Source organism: Magnetococcales bacterium, assembly GCA_015231755.1.
In the GTDB taxonomy this organism is placed as follows: Bacteria; Pseudomonadota; Magnetococcia; order Magnetococcales; family Magnetaquicoccaceae; genus Magnetaquiglobus.
The window spans coordinates 1-18,084 of the sequence record JADGAZ010000023.1; the positions used below are offsets into that span (position 1 = coordinate 1).

Annotated in this window: 13 protein-coding genes; 4 read left to right on the plus strand and 9 right to left on the minus strand. The window is 58.3% G+C overall.

Translation table 11 applies throughout. The features are described 5' to 3' along the window. Nucleotides 1–38: 38 nt before the first annotated feature. On the plus strand, nt 39–1,817 hold the full coding sequence (locus HQL98_13795) for a hypothetical protein (protein ID MBF0273117.1): 1,779 nt from the start codon (nt 39–41) through the stop codon (nt 1,815–1,817). Nucleotides 1,818–2,081: 264 nt separating this feature from the next. After that, nucleotides 2,082–2,783: a DNA/RNA nuclease SfsA gene (sfsA, locus tag HQL98_13800; protein MBF0273118.1), complete on the plus strand. Its 702-nt coding sequence runs from the start codon at nt 2,082–2,084 to the stop codon at nt 2,781–2,783. A 141-nt stretch (nt 2,784–2,924) separates the two neighbouring features. Here the strand turns inward: sfsA and HQL98_13805 are convergent, their stop codons facing one another. The 6 genes from HQL98_13805 to HQL98_13830 all read right to left on the minus strand — a co-directional run bounded on the left by HQL98_13805 (nt 2,925) and on the right by HQL98_13830 (nt 10,844). Next, nucleotides 2,925–3,494 (minus strand): TIGR00645 family protein, encoded by a 570-nt coding sequence (locus HQL98_13805; protein MBF0273119.1) that lies wholly within the window; start codon nt 3,492–3,494, stop codon nt 2,925–2,927. Nucleotides 3,495–3,853: 359 nt separating this feature from the next. Beyond that, nucleotides 3,854–4,249 (minus strand): response regulator, encoded by a 396-nt coding sequence (locus tag HQL98_13810; GenBank protein ID MBF0273120.1) that lies wholly within the window; start codon nt 4,247–4,249, stop codon nt 3,854–3,856. Next, nucleotides 4,246–6,903 carry a response regulator gene (locus HQL98_13815; protein ID MBF0273121.1) on the minus strand — a complete coding sequence of 886 codons (2,658 nt, stop codon included), beginning with the start codon at nt 6,901–6,903 and terminating at the stop codon, nt 4,246–4,248. Before HQL98_13815 ends, HQL98_13810 begins: the two co-directional genes overlap by 4 nt. A gap of 218 nt (nt 6,904–7,121) precedes the next feature. Next, nucleotides 7,122–8,936, minus strand: a complete 1,815-nt coding sequence (locus tag HQL98_13820; GenBank protein MBF0273122.1) for a M48 family metalloprotease — start codon at nt 8,934–8,936, stop codon at nt 7,122–7,124. Between the two features lie 32 nt (nt 8,937–8,968). Beyond that, a complete protein-coding gene (locus HQL98_13825; GenBank protein ID MBF0273123.1) occupies nt 8,969–9,850 on the minus strand; it encodes a hypothetical protein in 882 nt (293 codons plus the stop codon). A 121-nt stretch (nt 9,851–9,971) separates the two neighbouring features. After that, a complete protein-coding gene (locus HQL98_13830) occupies nt 9,972–10,844 on the minus strand; it encodes a sigma-70 family RNA polymerase sigma factor (protein MBF0273124.1) in 873 nt (290 codons plus the stop codon). Nucleotides 10,845–11,118: 274 nt separating this feature from the next. On the opposite strand from HQL98_13830, the gene HQL98_13835 reads away from it, so the two are divergent. Further along, nucleotides 11,119–11,622, plus strand: coding sequence for a hypothetical protein (locus tag HQL98_13835; GenBank protein MBF0273125.1), 504 nt, complete (start codon nt 11,119–11,121; stop codon nt 11,620–11,622). 164 nt (nt 11,623–11,786) lie between these two features. Further along, complete coding sequence (locus tag HQL98_13840) at nt 11,787–12,215, plus strand: glycine zipper 2TM domain-containing protein (protein ID MBF0273126.1); 429 nt, start codon at nt 11,787–11,789, stop codon at nt 12,213–12,215. Between the two features lie 213 nt (nt 12,216–12,428). On the opposite strand, the gene HQL98_13845 is transcribed toward HQL98_13840, so the two are convergent. The 3 genes from HQL98_13845 to HQL98_13855 all read right to left on the minus strand — a co-directional run bounded on the left by HQL98_13845 (nt 12,429) and on the right by HQL98_13855 (nt 18,061). Next, on the minus strand, nt 12,429–13,694 hold the full coding sequence (locus HQL98_13845; GenBank protein ID MBF0273127.1) for an HlyD family type I secretion periplasmic adaptor subunit: 1,266 nt from the start codon (nt 13,692–13,694) through the stop codon (nt 12,429–12,431). Between the two features lie 98 nt (nt 13,695–13,792). Then, on the minus strand, nt 13,793–15,934 hold the full coding sequence (locus HQL98_13850) for a peptidase domain-containing ABC transporter (GenBank protein ID MBF0273128.1): 2,142 nt from the start codon (nt 15,932–15,934) through the stop codon (nt 13,793–13,795). A gap of 42 nt (nt 15,935–15,976) precedes the next feature. Further along, nucleotides 15,977–18,061 carry a hypothetical protein gene (locus HQL98_13855; GenBank protein MBF0273129.1) on the minus strand — a complete coding sequence of 695 codons (2,085 nt, stop codon included), beginning with the start codon at nt 18,059–18,061 and terminating at the stop codon, nt 15,977–15,979. Nucleotides 18,062–18,084: the final 23 nt, after the last annotated feature.

Below are 18,084 nucleotides of genomic sequence, written 5' to 3' on the forward strand. Positions count from 1 at the left end.
CGGATGGCCAAGCGGTGAAGCAACCGGATGGCCAAGCGGTGAAGCAACCGGATGGACAGGGCCGCAAGCCACACGGGGATCAGACCAACAAACGCCCTGACGGACAACCGGGCAAGCCAGACGGCCAGCCCAACAAGTCGCCTGACGGGCAGCCCAATCCGTCCCAACCCGGCGGAGTGTCGCTCAACAAGTCGCCTGACGGGCAGCCCAACAAACATCAGGACAGACGCGACAATCCCTCTCACTCTGGAGGGGTGTCGCTCAACAAGTCGCCTGAGGGGCAAACCAACAACCCGCTGCAACAAGATCCGTTGCGTGGGCAACAACCGGCAAGATCCCAGGATGCGCAGCAAGGCAGGCAGAACAGCGAAGCCTTGTTACCGGGTCAGAATCAGACTCGGGACCGTGTTCAGGGGGAATTCCGTCAGAATCAATCGGGTGGACCGGTTCCGTCCTCCACCGAGTCTGTCCATCCATCGCAAGGACGGTCTTCTTCCGGGGGGACCGGTCAACGGGTGCGCGAGGCGGCCAGACCACCGGTGCAGGTAAGCCCGGCGACTTCCATTGTGCGTCAGCCGGACAAATCCGCCTTGACCATTCAGCATCGTAATCCCACCGACGGCACCGAAACCCGAGTGATTTCCCGGGTCCAGTCGAACGGACGTCAGAAAGTCACGGCCTATCAGAACCTGAAGGATCCGGAAACCAAAACCCGTACCCGGATTTATAACGATGGTCGCCGGATTGTCTTCGGCAAGAATTTTGTCACCCGTTCCACGCCAGGACGTCCCACGATGACCACCTTCAGCAACGGTCTGCGTGAGGCGATGCTTCCGGATCGTCGGCGTTATTTCAAGGATGAGTTCTCCTCCTTCCATGATCACGGCCACGAACGTAAAGTGATCCATCGGACGGTCTACGTCGATTACAGTGCAGGGCGGGTGGTTGAATTGCCCAAACCGATCGTTCGGGTCTATGAGGAGGTTCCGGTCCAGAATGTCGTGGTCTACGCCTACAAACCGGCACCCTTCAAGCCCACCTATTACACCATGTTTTCGGAGCCATTCATCATACCGTTGGAAATTGGCCCCTCTTGTCTGATCTGTCCGCCACCGATGCTCACCTATATTGAGCCTGTACACTCCTACGCAACGCCGATGGATCTGTTGGTGGATATGCTGCTGGCCGGTGCCGTGAATGACAGCTATAACAACATGCCAATGGCACCATCCGCCACGGATTCCCAGGTGAACGCGCTGTCTGCCACGGTGGCCTCTTTGCAACAGGAACTGACCACCGCCACATCGACGAACGAAACGTTGCGTGAGGAATTGGCTGATCAACAGAACCAATTGACAGCGTTTCAGTCACAAATCGAGGCCAAACCGGTCGATGAGAAAAGCCCCATGCCGATTCCCGAACCGGTGCGCAAACAGTTTCGCAATCAGGTTGAACAGGATCTGATCGCGCATCAGAACAGTCAGCCCCTCGCTTTGACGGATCTTCTGAAAACCGCCGACGCGCAGAATTATATCTTTCAGGTCGCGGAGAACATGGATGCCACGGATGTCGTTTCCGGGGAGGAGTGCATGCTCACGACCGGGGATCTGATCAGCATCGATCAACTTCCGGAGCAAAAAGATGCCTCGGCGCGCATGAGGGTGGTGACCAGCAATGCGGAGAGTTGTCGTGTCAACAATGTGGTGACCATCAGTCTGTGGAATTTACAAGAAATGCTGAACGCGTATCGGCAAAGACTGGAAGACAACATGCAAAAAGTGCATCAAGAAACGAGTGGTCAGCGCAAAGACGGCTAGGCGGACCTTTTGTTGGCAACCGTATTCCGGGCCACCTGGGCGCAGCGTCCCAGATGGCCCGGAAACGCGCCATTCATTTAAGGTTTGGCCAAGGCGATGCGACAGCCGGAACAAGGACCCTTTGGGATCTTGCCAGCCTTATTTTTTTGCCATCCCTCCTTATCGGTCCATGATGCGGCAGAGGTGTCTGCCCTCAGAAATAATCCCTCCATGTCCCGGACCATGGCTGTTCAGGATTCTCAAGGATGGAACAAGGAGCCGTTCATGGATTTTTCCACACCTCTTGTATCGGCCACTTTTTTAAGGCGCTACCATCGTTTTTTGGCGGATTTCCAGGCGCAAGACGGTACCATCATGACCGCCCACTGTGCGAACACCGGTTCCATGATGGGTCTGCTTCATCCCGGCGCATCCGCCATGCTTTCCCGTGCGGACCATTCAAAGCGCAAACTGGCCTATACCTGGGAACTGGTACATGAACACAACTCCTGGGTCGGGATTCACACCGGACGCACCAATGCCATTGTCCGTGAGGCGTTGGAACGACAGGGATTGCCGTCCCTGTTGGCTTACCAGACCATCCAATCCGAAGTCGCGGTCGCGGACAAGAGTCGTTTGGATTTTCGTTTGGATGGGGATCGGCTTCCGCCGTGTTTTTTGGAGGTGAAAAGCGTCACCCTGCGGCAGGGCAATCTGGCTGTGTTTCCGGATGCGGTGACAGAGCGGGGGCGTCGGCATCTGGAGGTCTTGGCCCAGTTGAAGCGGAATGGCGCCCGGAGCGTGTTGTTGTTTGTGGTGCAGCGGGAGGATTGCCATGGTTTCCGGCCCGCGGGGGCCATTGATCCGGCCTATGCGGCCACGTTGCGTGACGTGGTTCAAGCCGGGGTGGAAATTTTAGTGCAAGGATGCAGGGTCGGTCCGGGTGGCATCACCTTGCATCACCCCATCCCGTGGGATTTGGCCTGATGGTCTCGCATCCGATGGTCAATCTTTAGCCTTGGTGAGGCATGCGCGCTTCGATTGTGGAAGACCCCTGCCCATATGGTCACACGCTTTGCCGGTGCGTGAGTGCCGGCAAAGCGTGTGTGTGTGAATAACGGGGGTGAATCAGTGATTGTCCGTCGAGTGTCCGGCTGCGCCGTCCGTGATTTTTCCGGTCCAGGCCAAAGCCAGGGTCGAAACCAGGAAAATCATGTGGATGATGCACTGCCACAGGGCCACTTGTTGCGGGACATGTTCAATGTTGATGAAAGTCTTCAGCAGATGGATGGATGAAATGCCGATCAGCGCCATCGCCAGTTTGACTTTCATGATATTGGGATTGGAGTGGCTGAGCCATTCAGGGCAGTCCGGATGCTCGTGTACCCGCAACCGGGAAACGAATGTTTCATAACCGGCGACGATGATCATGACCAGCAGATTGGAGATCATGACCACATCGATCAAACCCAGAATGAGAATGACGGCGTCATTTTCGCTCATGTTGGGCTTGTGAAAGATTTCAACGAGTTCTACGAAGAACCGATAGACGTAGTAGCCCTGGGCGACGATCAGGCCAAGATAGAGTGGTGCTTGCAGCCAACGACTGAGGAAGATGAAGTCAGCCAGAGGTTGTGTGGGGTATTTCTTGTTTTGTGCCGCGCACGTTGAATGGTTTTGTTCATGAGTGGTGGTCATGGAAATGATTGCTCCAGGATTGGGTTGTGGAAACAGTTTCTGAATGATGTGATGGGCAATCCCGCGGCTTTGGCCGGGAAGTGTTTGTGTGCGTTATACCTTACAATATCAATGGCCAGGAATCACGGCGCCGGAGATGGTGACACAAGCCGGCATGGAGATCAACTCCGGATCATGTTTTTCTGTTTTTGTGAGTCCCGGTTTGCCAATGCTCTCATGAATGAAAAAGAACGGGTGAGATATTGGATCCGCTTCCGAATGCATGCATCAGGCCATGTTGCGTTTTGAAGCGGCTCGCTTCGAAACGGAATCGGGAATGGTGGCATGGTTTGGGATGGATGGTTGATCGAGGTGTGTTACTACAAGAGACCATGCGCCTTCATTTTGGCCACCAGTTCGGATTGTTTGACCGGTTTTTTGATCAGATCGGTATTGCGGTCGAATTCGGTGGTTTTCAGCACATCCTCGGGTGATCCGACGGCGGTGACGATGATGACCACCGCCTGATCCCGGGGAGGAACAGAATATTGGCGTTCGATGGCGCGGATTTTGCGCAGGGCGTTCTGGCCGTTCATCCGGGGCATCATGAGATCCAACAGCACCAGATCATACGGATTTCCCGTGGTGAATTCCGCCTCGAACTGATCGACGGCATCCACGCCATTGCTGGCGATGTCGCAATGTCCATAGCGCGCCAGGTATTCCAACAGCATTTTGCGGTTGATCGGATTGTCATCGACGATCAGAATATTCATGTTTGCGCTCCTGTGATCGGAATGGCCAACAGAGTTTGCCGATGGACCCCTTCCAGAGTGGTCAGGAGTTGGGAAGCGTCTTCCCAGTGTTCACTCAGCAAGGCGGTGCCAAGACGGGTCACCAGCATCTTGAAATAAACCGCTCCCGCTTCTGAAGCCAGATTCTTGAGTGGTTCGATGGTCTGTCGCGCCTGTTGTGGTTCTGGTCCTGCCAAAGTCTGACGCAATGTGGAAAGAATGCCCGGAGTTTCCGCCAGAAAGGCCAGTCGTCCCATGGCGGCTTGTTGTGGATCCAGGGAGCCATCCAGCAGCGGAGGGATTCTCCCGGTGGCTGGCCGTTTCACGGGAGGCTTCAGACGTTTGCCGAATCGTCCCGCCAGGGTCAGCAGTTCGTTGGCCCGGTAGGGTTTCCCCAGAAAATCATCCATGCCGCATTGCAGACATTTTTCTTTTTCCCCGCTCATCACGCTGGCCGTGACTGCGACGATGGGAATTCGTGTTGTTTCCTGTCTGGCCTGTTCGACGGCGCGAATGCGTCGTGTCGCTTCGTAGCCATCCATGTCCGGCATGTGCAAATCCATCAGGATCAGGTCGAAAATGTGTTGCTCCCAGGCTGAGAGCGCCTCCTTGCCGTTGCCGACAGCCGTTACGGCATGGCCCACCCGTTGCAGTATATCGATGGCCACCTGTTGATTGATCGGTTTGTCATCCACCAGCAGAATGTGCAGCGGCTCGCCCCCAACCGGCTGGAGCGCGATGGCTTCGTCCGTCTGGGGGTCGGAACGGCGTCCCAGCAGCCTTTCCACCGCCTTGAGCAACTCCAGTCGTCGCACTGGTTTGTGGATCACCGCCATCCCCGGCGGTCGATTGCCCATCGGCAAATCCTCCACCCGCATGGTGGTGGGCAGAAGGGCCAGTATCAATCCTTTCCAGTCTGGACACCCCGTCAGCAACAGGCGGTGGTCCAGCAGCAGCAGATCCAAGGGGTGCCCCAACGCCGACGACACGGCTTCGGCACTCGTCGCCTCGGTGACGACCGCGCCAAGGCCGACCAGCATTTCGCCCACGATCAATCGACTGGTATCATGTCCCGAGCCAAGCAGCACCCGCACTCCCGCCAGGGGGGATTCCGGTTGTGACGACGGGGGGTTGCCTGAGCGCGCATGGCCGAAATGGCCCGTGAAGTGAAACCGACTCCCTTGACCTTCCCGGCTTTCCACCCAGATGCGTCCCCCGATCCATTCCACCAGATGTTTGCTGATGGCCAAACCCAGACCCGTGCCGCCGTATTGCCGGGTGGTGGAGCCATCCGCCTGGGTGAAGCGTCCGAAAATCATTTCCAGCCGGTCCGGGGGAATGCCGATGCCGGTATCGGTGACGCAACAATGCAAGCTCACGTCATCCGGGTTGTCATCCGGACCGGGCACCGTATCGACACGCAGCACGATTTCTCCGAATTCGGTGAACTTGATGGCATTGTTGAACAGGTTCAACAGGATCTGATGCAGCCGGTGCGGATCCCCCAGCAGCATCTCCGGCACTCCGGGGGCAATATGCGACCACAGTTCGATTCCCTTCTGCTGCGCCTTGATCGCCAGGATTTCCGTGGTGTTCTCGATGCGTTCCCGCAGGTTGAAAGGAATGCGTTCCAGGGTGATCTGCCCGGCTTCGATTTTGGAAATGTCGAGAATGTTGTTGATGAGCGCCAGCAGATCGTCGGCGGAACTCTGGACGATTTTGATCCGCGTTTGTTGTTCCGGGGGCAGGGGGGTTGCCAGTACCAGGTCGGTCATGCCGATGATGGCGTTCATGGGGGTACGGATTTCATGGCTCATATTGGCCAGGAAGGTACTTTTGAACTGACTGGCATTCTTGGCCTGTTGGGCGGCTTCGGAAATGGTTTCAATCTGTTCGATGATGTCGATGTTTTGGAAAATACGGCAGATCAACTCTTCGGGCTGGAACGGCTTGTTGATAAAGTCGCTGGCGCCGTGCTTGAGGAATTTGGAAGAAAGCAGCGGATCCCCCTGGGCGGACAGGCCAATGATGGCCACTTTGTCCCGGGAGTGCATGGAACGGATTTTTTTCGTCAGCTCGAAGCCGTCCATGCCCGGCATGTTGTAATCGGTCAAGACCAGCTGGATGGTGGGTTCCCGTTGCAAAATGGTCAGGGCCTCGCTGCCGTTGCTCGCCTCCAGGGTGACGAATCGATAACGCTGCAAGTAGGCCAGCAACAACATGCGGGAACTGCGGGAGTCATCCACCACCAGCGCCTTGACCGAACCGTTGCGATAGAATCGTTCGATGAAATAGATCACCGAGTGAATCGTGCCGATGTTGGTCTTGACGAAGAAATCCAGAACCCGTTTGCTGTGGAGCTGTTTTTGCAACTGTTCGCTGAAGGTGGAGGTCAGGATGATGACCGGGACATTCCTGGCCATGACCGCATCGACGATCTCCCCGTTGGGGGCATCCAGGAGATTTAAATCCAGAATGCCCAGCAGGAATGGTTTCTCTTCTTTTTTGATGGCCTTGATGGCAGAGCGTTGATCCGCGGCCAACACCACTTCGAGCATGGGCAGTCGGGCCTCGATCTCTTTTTTCAAGAGAGCGGCAAAGGCTTTGGAATCTTCGACAACCAGAACTTTTTCCATGGGATTGGCCAATGGGCGCCTTTTTTCCGGATCGAATTGTGGGGCATCGTTGCAGTCGGATGTTCCTGGCGACTGGCGGCACCCTGCGTGACATGGGAGACCATGTTACGCCAGGGTGCGCTTGACAAGCCAGTCCATAATCCAAAATGGCGCACGGGGGAATCAAGCAGAATAAGAAAATTACGCAGGGTCTTGTCGAGCCTGGAAAGTGCCGAACGTTACGGCTTGTGGATCACCCAGGCCTCGCGTACCCGGCCATCACGGATCAGGAAGGCCCATCGGGGACCATAGTTCCAGACCTCGCCATCCGCCAGCGGTCGGATATGGGCCGGGGGGCCCATTTTTTTCTTGAGTGTCTGGGTGGTCCCCAGGATGCCGCCTTTCAGCACCACCATGGTGACATAACCATCCCGGTCCAGCACCTCCACCTCTTCCCCCCGTCGATAGGCGATCCCCTGTTTTTTCTCCTGAAGCCAACCCAGAGGGCTGACCTGCCAACCGGCGAACAGTGTGTTGCGGTTGGTGGTGTCGAGGTCTGTGCCGGGTTGCACGGGTAATGGCCAGGGGAAACGTTTTTCCTGGGAGGCCCGCAGCGTCGCGCAGGAGATCTTGGCCAATGCGCAAGCCGTTCGGGCGTGGCGTTCCGGGAGCGGTGTCGGACGGGACGCGAGTCGACGCCACTGGGAGCGTGTCGGCTTGCCCATTTTCTTGGACAGGATGGCATGGTTGAAAAGGAGCGAAGCCGGGGCGTCGGTTTGACTGGCCAGGCGTGTCAGTGGGGGCAGGGCGGCCTCTCCCAGACCATTGGCCTGACTGTCCAGAAAGAGCACCAGGGCGTGCCAACCCATCACATCCCGATTGTGCGGTGCCATGTCCAGTGCATCCTTCAGGGCGCTGCGCGCTTTCAGCAGATCCCCCCGATAAAAATGGGCGGTTGCCAGATTCAAGCGGGCGGGCAGATAGGCCGCATCCGCCGCCGCGGCCTGTTCCAGATAATCCACGGCCAGTTCCAGTTCATGTCCGGTTTTGTCCGGCAGGCCCAGGGGGATGGTCGGGGTACCCTCTTGGGGAGGGACCGGGTGGCCGGCGATTAAGGGTTCCGCACGGCTGGAGGGGTCAAAGAGCAGAGGCATCCAATACGCGCCCGGTGGAACCGAGGGTTGCAACGCCTGCTGCGCCCGTTGCAGGTGGCAGGCCCCCAGATTGTTGTAGACCTCCCGGGCCGGAAAGATTTGCAGAAATTGGCGAAACAGCAGAATGGCCGGCTCGCATTGACCCACAGAAGCCAGGCGCAGGCCAAACCGGAAAAAGGCGATGGCCTTGGTCAATCGTTTCAGTCGTTCCCGCAAGAACGCTTCCCGTTCCTCCGGAGGCGGATGGAGTCCATGAAGAAGGGCACGGTCGCTCCCGGCCTGACTGGACCAAAGAGCGAAAAAGTTGTCCTGTGGTTTGCCAGACTGGCCGAACAGGGTTTGCACCGGATAACCCGCGATGCCGGCATACAGGAAACCAAAATCATCCGCTTCGGTCTCCTTGCTCCAGCCCGTCGCTTGACGTTGACGCAGGTCCGCGGAAGTCGTGTCGGAGATCGGACGGTTTCGGGACGCTCCGGATTGACTCTCCTTGGCGATGGCCTGATAGACCTCTTTGTCCCAGAAATCGTTTTTGGCCAAATGGGCCAATTCGTGGCCCAGGACAAAGGCGATACGGGTATCCCCTTGCGCCTGGGAGACATTCCGATAGCACAGGTCGACCGCCCCCATGGAGAGGAGAATTTGACCATCCGGCAGGGCGATGGCCCAGGGCACCTCCGTTTTGTTCAGGATATGCAGTTGCGGCCTCCGATTGCCACGCCGGTCCGCCACATCCTGCACCCGCTCAAAGATGGTCTGGATCCGGGCCACCTGAGGATCCGCGCCGGGATCGACAAATCCGTATTTTTTTTCCAGGAGTGCTGAAAGATCATTGATTTGTGATAATTCGGCCCGGGCTGGCCATGCCATCAGCACCAGGGTCGCGGCCAAGGTCAGCATCGTCCAGAAGGCCGTCCGTATCTTGCCACGGATCACAGCATCAGGCCTTCGGTGATGGTGGTGCAAGACTCCTGGATCTGACGGCACAGTCGGGTGGCCGGTTCTGCGGATGGGGGGGTGTTCAGCAGTTGATGAATGATCGCCACCTCGCGGCGGGGAATGCGCGCTTCGGCCTCGCCGGCGGTCTCCCGTTTGGCCAGCAGCGCGCCGAGGGCCTGGGCGAGTGGCGCCTGTTGACGCATGTGATCGATGGGAGGCGGTGGGCTTGTCTGGCACAGGGTCTGGAGCAATAGGGTCCAGCGGCCCAGATGGTGATAGACCATCCATTTTGGGTCCAGGGTCGGTGGCTGGACCGTGCGTTGATGCATCAGATCCCAACCCGCCTGGGATCCGGCCACAAAGGCTTTGCGGATCGGCGCCGGGTCATCCGCATCCGCAAAACCGAGGGCCATGGTTTTCTCCTGGCCCGACAGCGGCAGGGTTGCGTTCGGGTTTTGTGGCATCCCCTGGAGCAGAGCGGTTTGATAGGCCCTGGAGAGCAGGTCGGGCAGGTCGGGGGCGAACGGATCCCAGGAGATCCAAACCAGCATCAGCCCTGCCGCCAGGGCCAGGGCACCTAACGCGGGCCGCTGGAACCCCCGGCGGAACAGGATCAGCTTGCCGATCGATTGGGGCGGTTGCAGGGCCGCGGTCCCCAGCCAGGCCCGATAACAGTCGGAACACTGGTCGAGATGTTCCAGCAACCCGGTTCTCTGACCGGCGGGCAACCGTCCCTCCACCAAGGCGGCCAGACTGGCGGCGGCAGGACAGTTTTCAGGCTTTTCCTGCGATCTTCCCGCCGCCAGGGTGAGCAGCACTTCCAGGTGTTGTGCGGGTTCTGGCTTCAGCGGTTTCCGGATTGGCAAAACGTTCATCGTCCCACCATGAGCGCTCCAGGTTGGATACGGAAAGGTTGACCCCGATGCCGGCTTTTGTGGCGAGGGTCCATCTGTTCATACAGACGGCAACGGCGGACCATTTGTATCGCCTCTCCTTTCAGAAATCGTGTTCCGGGGTGAGCAGGCCATGCACCATTTCCGCCAATCCGGCCTGTTCCAAAGCCTTGCGGATGCGGGCCAGAAGACGGCGCTGCCTGCCATAGACCTGATTGCCATTCAAGCCGAGCAGACGGGCTGCGGCGTCCACCTCCAGACAATCCTGGTACAGCAGTTTGAGCAGCAGGCGTTCCTCGCTGTCGAGTTTGAGCATGGCGTTGAGCTTTTCCAGGACAATCCGTCCTGACTGGCCTTCCGAGGCGGGAATGGCGGCATCGCTGGTGAGAAAACGGTGGACAGCCAGCAGGATCTCTTCGCGTTGTTGCACCATCTTGAGTTCTTCCGGGGAGAGACGGTGCAAGGTGGTGCCCGGTCCCGCCAGATCATCCAGTAGTTCGTCTTCGGTGGAGATTTCCGAAACCGAGGATTTGCCGCAATCGGTGGCCCGTTTCAAGATGGTATTGATGGCGGCCCAGATGGTGGTCTCGCTGCGTCCTCCCGGCGCGGAATGGCTGAGAAATTCCAGCACGTGGGAGACCGGCATGCGTTCCAGGCACAGCAGACGATAGACCTCTTCCAGGAACGGCCCCTGATCGGCGATCCATTGGGGAATGTGGAGGCGTCCGAACCGGACTCTGGAAAAGTCTTCCAGCATGCGCCAGGCAATCTGGGTGAAGAAGGTGGCAAAAGAGGCGGTGGCACGACCTTCGTAGGCCCGCAGGGGGCCCCAATTGTTTTTCGCCATGGCTTCTTGGGTAAAGAGCATGGCCTCGTCGGCCACATTGGCATCGACAAAGCGGCGTTTTGCAAGGGTTTCCAGGCGTTGCCACTGTTGCAGAAAAAGCTCCCGGAAATCTTTCGCGGCATCTGTCACAGCAAGGTCTGCTCTTTGGGAAAAGGCCAACAAAAAAATCAGGTTGTGGATACGCGTACATTCTAGCCAAGGGTATGCGAAAAAGAAAGCCATGCCAGGCGTTTCCCTCCTTCCGGAATGGTCAGATCCAAGCCGCCAAAAAAAATTCAAAAGACCCGACAATATCGGAAACGGGTGCCGTCCATATTGGCAAGACCGAAGCACAAGGCGGTTGAACCAACAATCCAAGTCGATTGAACGACATAAAACCATACACGATAAAGGGAAGAAAACGATGAACAAGATTGGTGTGCGCATGGCGGTGATGATGGCTTCTTTTGTTCTGTCCGGTGTGGCCATCGCCGGCCATGAAACGTCTGCCACTGGTGCTGCCGGGCAAACGGTGGCCGCGGCAGCCGACGCCAAGAAATCGCCCCAGGAGACGGGAAAAGGGGTGACCGGAGCGGAGGCGAAGCAGAATACGGCCAAGGCGGGCACCGAAGCCCCCGCCACCGGCGTGGCCGGGCAAACGGTGGCCGCGGCGGTGGATGGCAAAGGTACTCCCAACGAAGTCGGCAAAGCCGCGGCGGTGACGGAGACGAAAACAACGGCCATGACCGATGGCAAAAAGGCTCCTCAGACTGCCGGCAAGGGTGTGACGGTGGCGGATGCCAAGGATGCCAAGAAGAACGCCCAGCCGGATGCGAACCAATCCAAACCCGACGCCGCAGCCAAGGGGGAGGCCAAAACCAAGGCCCCCGCGCCAACCGGTGCGAAGGACGGCAATGCCAGAAAATAGTGTTTGTCGGTTGCCGACCAAGCACTAAAGATCGGGAATGGTCACTGGCATTCATTGGGTGATCGGTTTTTCCGGTCTGGCTCCGGGGGGCGTCAAACGCCCCCCTCAACTCCTGGACCGATGGCAGACTTCAACCGGATCATTTTTTTGAGGGAGACAGGCACATGAAAACATGGATGGCGGGACTGGTTGTGGCAGGCTTGTTGACAATGCCGGCCTTGGCCCGGGCAGATGGTGGGGGTTTTGGTACCGGGATCGGAGCCTTGGGTGGCGCTTTGGTGGGCAGTCTGTCCGGCCCCCACAAGAATCAGGCGGAAAACGCCATGATCGGCGCTTTCGCCGGAGGGTTGCTGGGAAGCATGATCGATCATCAGGATCGGCATTACGTCCCATCCACCACTTACGGGAACACCTATTGGAGCGGAGCGGGCTATGTGGTGACCGAACCGTCGGCCCGGAGTGTGATCGTGCATCAACCCGCTCCCCGGTACGGGATCGTGCATTCCGAGCGGGCCTATTATCGGGACTGGGCGCCACGGGAGCGTCATCATTGGAGAGAGGACCGGCACCATCACAGAGACCATCGTTGGTAGCACCGGGAGTGACGACACGGCATCTTTATCAGAAACGGGAGCGTTTGTGCGATGTGCGACAGGTGGGTCGGGTGGACAGCCAAAGTGATGGTCCCGGCGGGAAGGACAGGCATCCTGTTTTTCAACGTGAGGAATTCCGCAGCTTTTCTGGCCACCTGTACCCGTTGGGACCGGATTGTGATCCGTGTATGACCGGATGCGGAGATCATCCGGTCAGGGTTCGCGCAATCCCTCATCCAGCATGCGAATCAGGGGATACAGAAAATACGAAATCACCGAACGGCGTCCCACCTTGATCTCCGCGGTCAGAGCCATTCCGGGCAAAAGGTGGGTATCGGCGGCAACCTGGGTCAACGTCATCGGTCCTGTCTCAAGACGGCCCATGTAGAAACTCTCCCCTTTGACAACCGCCACCTGCTGGGAACGGGAAAAGGCGTCTTGACTGAACGTGCGCAGGGTCGCATCCAGGGTGCCGTGTTTTTGAAAGGGAAAGGCATCCAGCTTGATTTTGGCCGGGTCGCCTACCCGCAGCAAACCGATGTCCGATGGGTCCACCTCGACTTCCGCTTCCAAAGGAGTATGCAAAGGTACCAGCGTGAACAACGGTTCGGCTTCCCGCACCACCGACCCGACGGAACGTTTGGCCACCTCCAGAACAACCGCGTCCACCGGAGCGGTCAGGCTGATGAGTTCCTGTTTGCGTTGCGCCTTGTCCAGTTGATCTTTGGCTACGGCGCGTTCCCGGCGGGCCACCACCAGCTCTTCCGCGATCTTTTGCAGCCATTCCCGGCTGAACGCCTCTTGTTCGGCGGCCACCGATGCCAGATTCCGCTCCACTTCTTTGCCGCGATGGGTCGCCTGTTGCAACTGCTGTTGCAGATTCATCAAGGTTTCTTTGGATTCCAACACCTTGAGCAGGGATCCATGGGTGTCCTTGTAGGACTCCTCGTAAATCTTCAGCAGTTCCTGAAGATTCCGGATGCGGTTTTGCAGGGCGCGCATTTCGTCTTCCGCCCCTTGCAGCGTGATGCCGAATCGTTTGGAAGTCTCGGCAAACTGGGCCATGCGCGCGGCATGGTTGGCTTGACGCTCCCGGTACAATTGCTCTTGCAAGAGTGCGTCGGCGGCCGCGGTGAATCGGGGTGGTTTGGCTTGCAACTCTGCGTCCAGGCGTTCGATTTGGACATTCAGACTGTTCAGGCGCATTTCCAGTTGATTGACATCGGCGGTCGCGAAGGTGGGATCCAACGTGCCCAACACCTCTCCTTGTCTGACCATCCGTCCTTCCCGCACATCGATACTGCGGATCACCGATGTTTCCAGGGGTTGCAACACCACCGATCCGGTCGTGGTCACCAGCTTGCCCCGGGCCACGACAATCCGATCCACCTCCGAAAAGGTGGCCCACAGCACGGCGGTAATCATCAAGGTGGTCAGCAGATACAGCACCACGCCCACCCCCCGGTGCACGGGTTCCATTTCGATCTCGGCGGCATCCGACAGAAAAGGGCGCGCCACCGCCGGCACGGCGGAAAGCGATGACGCGTCCGCGTGTGTCGTCTCTGCCGTACCTTTTTTCAGCGTCGATAGAGCTGTTTTTCCCATAATTGCCTGTACAAACCGCATGTTTCCAAAAGATTGGTATGGGTATCCATGGCAATGATGCGTCCGTTGTCCATCACGGCGATGGCCTGACACAACGTCAACGTGGTCAAACGATGCGATACCAGGATCACCGTGCGACCAGACGCGATGCTGGCCAGGTTTTCCATGACCATGGCTTCGCTTTCCGGATCCAGGGCGCTGGTGGCCTCGTCCAGGATCAGGATCGGTGGTTTGGGCAACAAGGCGCGGGCCAGAGCAATGCGCTGTTTTTGTCCGCCGGACAGATTGGCGGCATTTTCCTCCAGCAGCGTATCAAACCCTTGTGGCAACCGTTCGATGAATTCGATCGCCCCGGCCAGAAAGGCCGCATGGGTGATTTCTTCCAGGGTGGCATCCGGTTTGGTCACGCCGATGTTTTCTCGCACGGAGCCGCGAAACAGAAAATTATCCTGCAAGACCACACCGATCTGACGGCGCAAAAAGGCCAGATCCAGTTCCCGGATATCCACGCCATCCAGACGGATCAGCCCTTCTTGAATGGGATACATGCCTTGGATCAATTTGGTCAGGGAGGATTTGCCCGAACCGGTGCGGCCCACCAACCCCAAAAGAGTGCCCGCCGGCAGGGTCAACTGGATGCGATCCAGCACCGGAGTGGTGCTGGTGGCATAACGGAACGTCACCTGTTGCAATTCAATGCGGCCCCGCAGGATGGGCGTCAGTCCCGCCCGCCCCAAGGGTCTTTCGGAAGGGTGGTTCATCACCGTGGCGAGCATGCTGACGGATAATGCGGTTTCTTGATACTCTTGCACCAAAGAGACGATCTGCACCAGCGGCGTCACCACCCGACCCGCCAACATCTGAAAAGCCACCAAAGCCCCGACGCTCAACTCCTTGGCAAAAACATCGCTGGCCCCCCAATAGACCACGCTCACGGTGAGCATCTGTTCCAGGAATTGCACCAGGGCCTGGGCGGTGATGGCAATTTTTCCGACACGGTAATGCATTCTGACGGCCTGGGCGGATTTTTGTTCCCAATGGCGGCGTTTGACCGGTTCGATCGCGGAGGCCTTGACGGTTTTCATCCCCTGGATGGTTTCGACCAGAAATCCTTGTCGTTCGGCCTCCGCATGGTACAACGCCCGCAATCCGAGACGGAACGGACCGATCACCACCCAGATGGCCATGGCGATCATCACGGCGATCAACAAGGTCACAAACGTCAGCTTGACGCTATAGAAAAACAACAAGGGAATGAAAACGAACAGGCCTACAGAATCCAGCAGGGTCAACAAGAGACGACCCGTCAAGAATTGTCTGATTTTTTCCACCTGCTGCAAATGACGCACCGTCACCCCGGAAGTGGAGGCGTCGAAATAATCAACCGGCAGGCTCAACAGATGGCCGAAGGTCCGGGTGGCCAAGCGTATATCGATCTTGTTGGTGGCCGAAAGCAACAAAAACTGACGCAACCAGGAAAAAACCGCATTGAACAACAGCGCCAGCACGATGCCCCCCGTCAGAATCTGCAAGGTGGCTTCGCTGTGATGGACCAATACCTTGTCGATCACCAACTGGAAAAAGATCGGTACCGCCAGGGCCAGGACGATCATCACCACGGCGGCAACCGCGACATCGCGCAACGCCTTGCCTTGACGGAGCAGTTCCGGCACAAACCAACGAATGCCAAAAGGCTGCCGGGTATCGTTCCAGGCGTAGTGCCGTTTCAGCAGAATGGCGTCCCCGTGCCAGTTGGACAGGAAAGCGTCCCGTTCCACCAGAAACAGCGCCGTGGTATTGGACAACGGATCAAAGACCGCAACCGCCTCCCGATCCTGTCGTACACCCGCCACCACCACGCTGTTGCCATTGGCCAAGCGGACCATCAGGGGATAGACCCCTTGCAACCGGGTCAGTTCATCCCAAGTCAGCGTTACCTTTTTGGCCTTGAGACCGAGTTCCGTGGCCATTCTTACCAGCGTGACCGCCTCCGGTTCCGTGGCATCCAGGGCGTATTCATGCACCAGTCGTTCCACAGAGGTCGATACACCGTGATGGGTGGCGATACTTACCAGACAGCGCACCGCACTATGGGAAGAACCTGTCGTCGTCATAATCAGGCTTTGATCACTTGGAAATGTGACGTTGGCGACGGGTCAGGAGGTCGCGATGTACCCCAGGCCACCACTGTCCAGCGCGGCGGAGGAAGAGAGGATGCGATGCAGACTGGCGGGGAGTGCCGCCATGTCACAGGCTGTCGCCAAGGGTGAGGAGGATGAGGTGTTGCCCAAGAGATTGTGACCCCAGGTTCCATCCATACCCATGGCCAGAGCGGAGAACCCGGTAGGGTCAACCGGTTGCAGGGCCTGGGACGCGAAATTGGGACTTTGGATCGGCAACGGGGTGTTGTCAGTCGTTGCCGGATCCGGGGTTTGGTGGAGCAGGGGGGTGGTCAACTCCAAAGATGGCAACGGCTCCGGAGGGGTCATGCCCGCAACGGTGGTCGCGGATGTGGCCGACTTGGCGGTAGAAAGGCTCGCGCTTTGGTCGATGGTGGCGATGACCGTGGCATTCGTTTGTCCATCCGGCAGCACGACTCCGGTGTTGATGGTGGATCCGCCATTCAGGCGTCGCAGGATCAACACGCCGTCCGTGGCATTGCTGGAGCCGCTTTTGTCCACATCCAGCACGGTCCCCATCAAGGAATCGATGGTGGCAATGACTTTGGCGTTTGTTTGTCCGGCAGGCAGCACCACACCGGTATCGATGGTGGAACCCCCATTCAGGCGTCGCAGGATCAATACGCCATCCGTGGCATCGGTGCGGCCGTTTCGGTCCACATCCAGGGGGGCGAATGGCAGGGCGCTCAATGTCTGGGCCGAACCATCACCAAACTGCGCAATGGACTGAAGCTGCGTCGCGACTGTGGTGCTGTCTCCTCCCTGATCCCGATTGCCCCAGGTCACCACCGTGCCATCCGTTCTCAAGGCGGCGAAGGCTTCACTGGTGGCGAAAAGTTTGGTGATGCCGACGGTGCCATCCAGTTTCGCTTGTATGGCGCTGGTGTCGCCACCACTGAGGGGATTGCCCCACGCCACCACCGAGCCATCCGTGCGCAAGGCCGCGAAAGATTGACTGGTGGCCACAATATCGACCACAGCAGTGGTGCCATTCAGTTGCGTGGCCACCGCGCTCATGTCGCCGCCATACGGACCATATCCCCAGGTCACCACCGACCCATCGGCACGCAACGCGGCAAAGGAGGTGTTGTTGGTATACAGCCGTTTGACCGCCACCGTGCCATCCAGCTTGGCGGCAACGCCGCTGCTGTCGCCACCTGCCATGCTGTTGCCCCAGGTCACCACCGAGCCGTCCTGACGCAAGGCGGCGAAGGCGTTATTCGTGGCCGCGATGCTGACCACCGCCACCGTGCCTTTCAATTGCGTCGCCACCGGTGTGCTGTTGCCACCATTGGTGGCGTTGCCCCAGACCACCACGGATCCATCCGTGCGCAGCGCGGCAAAGGCGCTGGTGGTGGCAAACAGTTTGCTGACACCCACAGTGCCGTTCAATGCGGTTTTTTGTCCGCTGCTGTCGCCCCCGTCCAGGGCATTGCCCCAGGTGACCACGGAGCCATCCGCCCGCAGGGCCGCGAAGGCCGATCCGGTGCTGTAAATGGTCGTGACGGCTGTGGTGCCATTCAATTGGGTCGCCACGGTTGCGCTGGAGCCTCCAAAGGAGTCATATCCCCAGGTCACGACTGACCCATCGTTGCGTATGGCGGCGAAAGCGGACATGTTCGAGAAAATCTTGGTCACCCGGGTGCTGCCATTGAGCTGATTCGCCACAGCCGAACTGTCGCCACCCGTATCCATGTCCCCCCAGGTGATGACCGATCCATCCGTGCGCAAGGCCGCAAAGGCGCTGGCGGTCGAATAGAGATCCACCACGGTGGTGGTGCCATCCAGTCCCTTGGTGACCGCGCTGCTGTCCCCGCCGGCAGTCGGATTGCCCCAGGTGATCACCGCGCCATCGAACCGCAACGCCGCAAACGCCGAAACATTGCCGACGATCTGTTGTACTCCGATCAGTTTGGTGGATACCGCGCCGATATCGCCACCATTGTTTTTGTCACCCCAGACCACGACGGTACCATCCGCCCGTTGCGCCGTGAATGCATAAGCATTGCTGAATCGATTCAGCGAATGACCGGGAAACAGGAGTGTCGAACTGTCCGCCATGGGAATGCCCTCAAAAGAAAGTC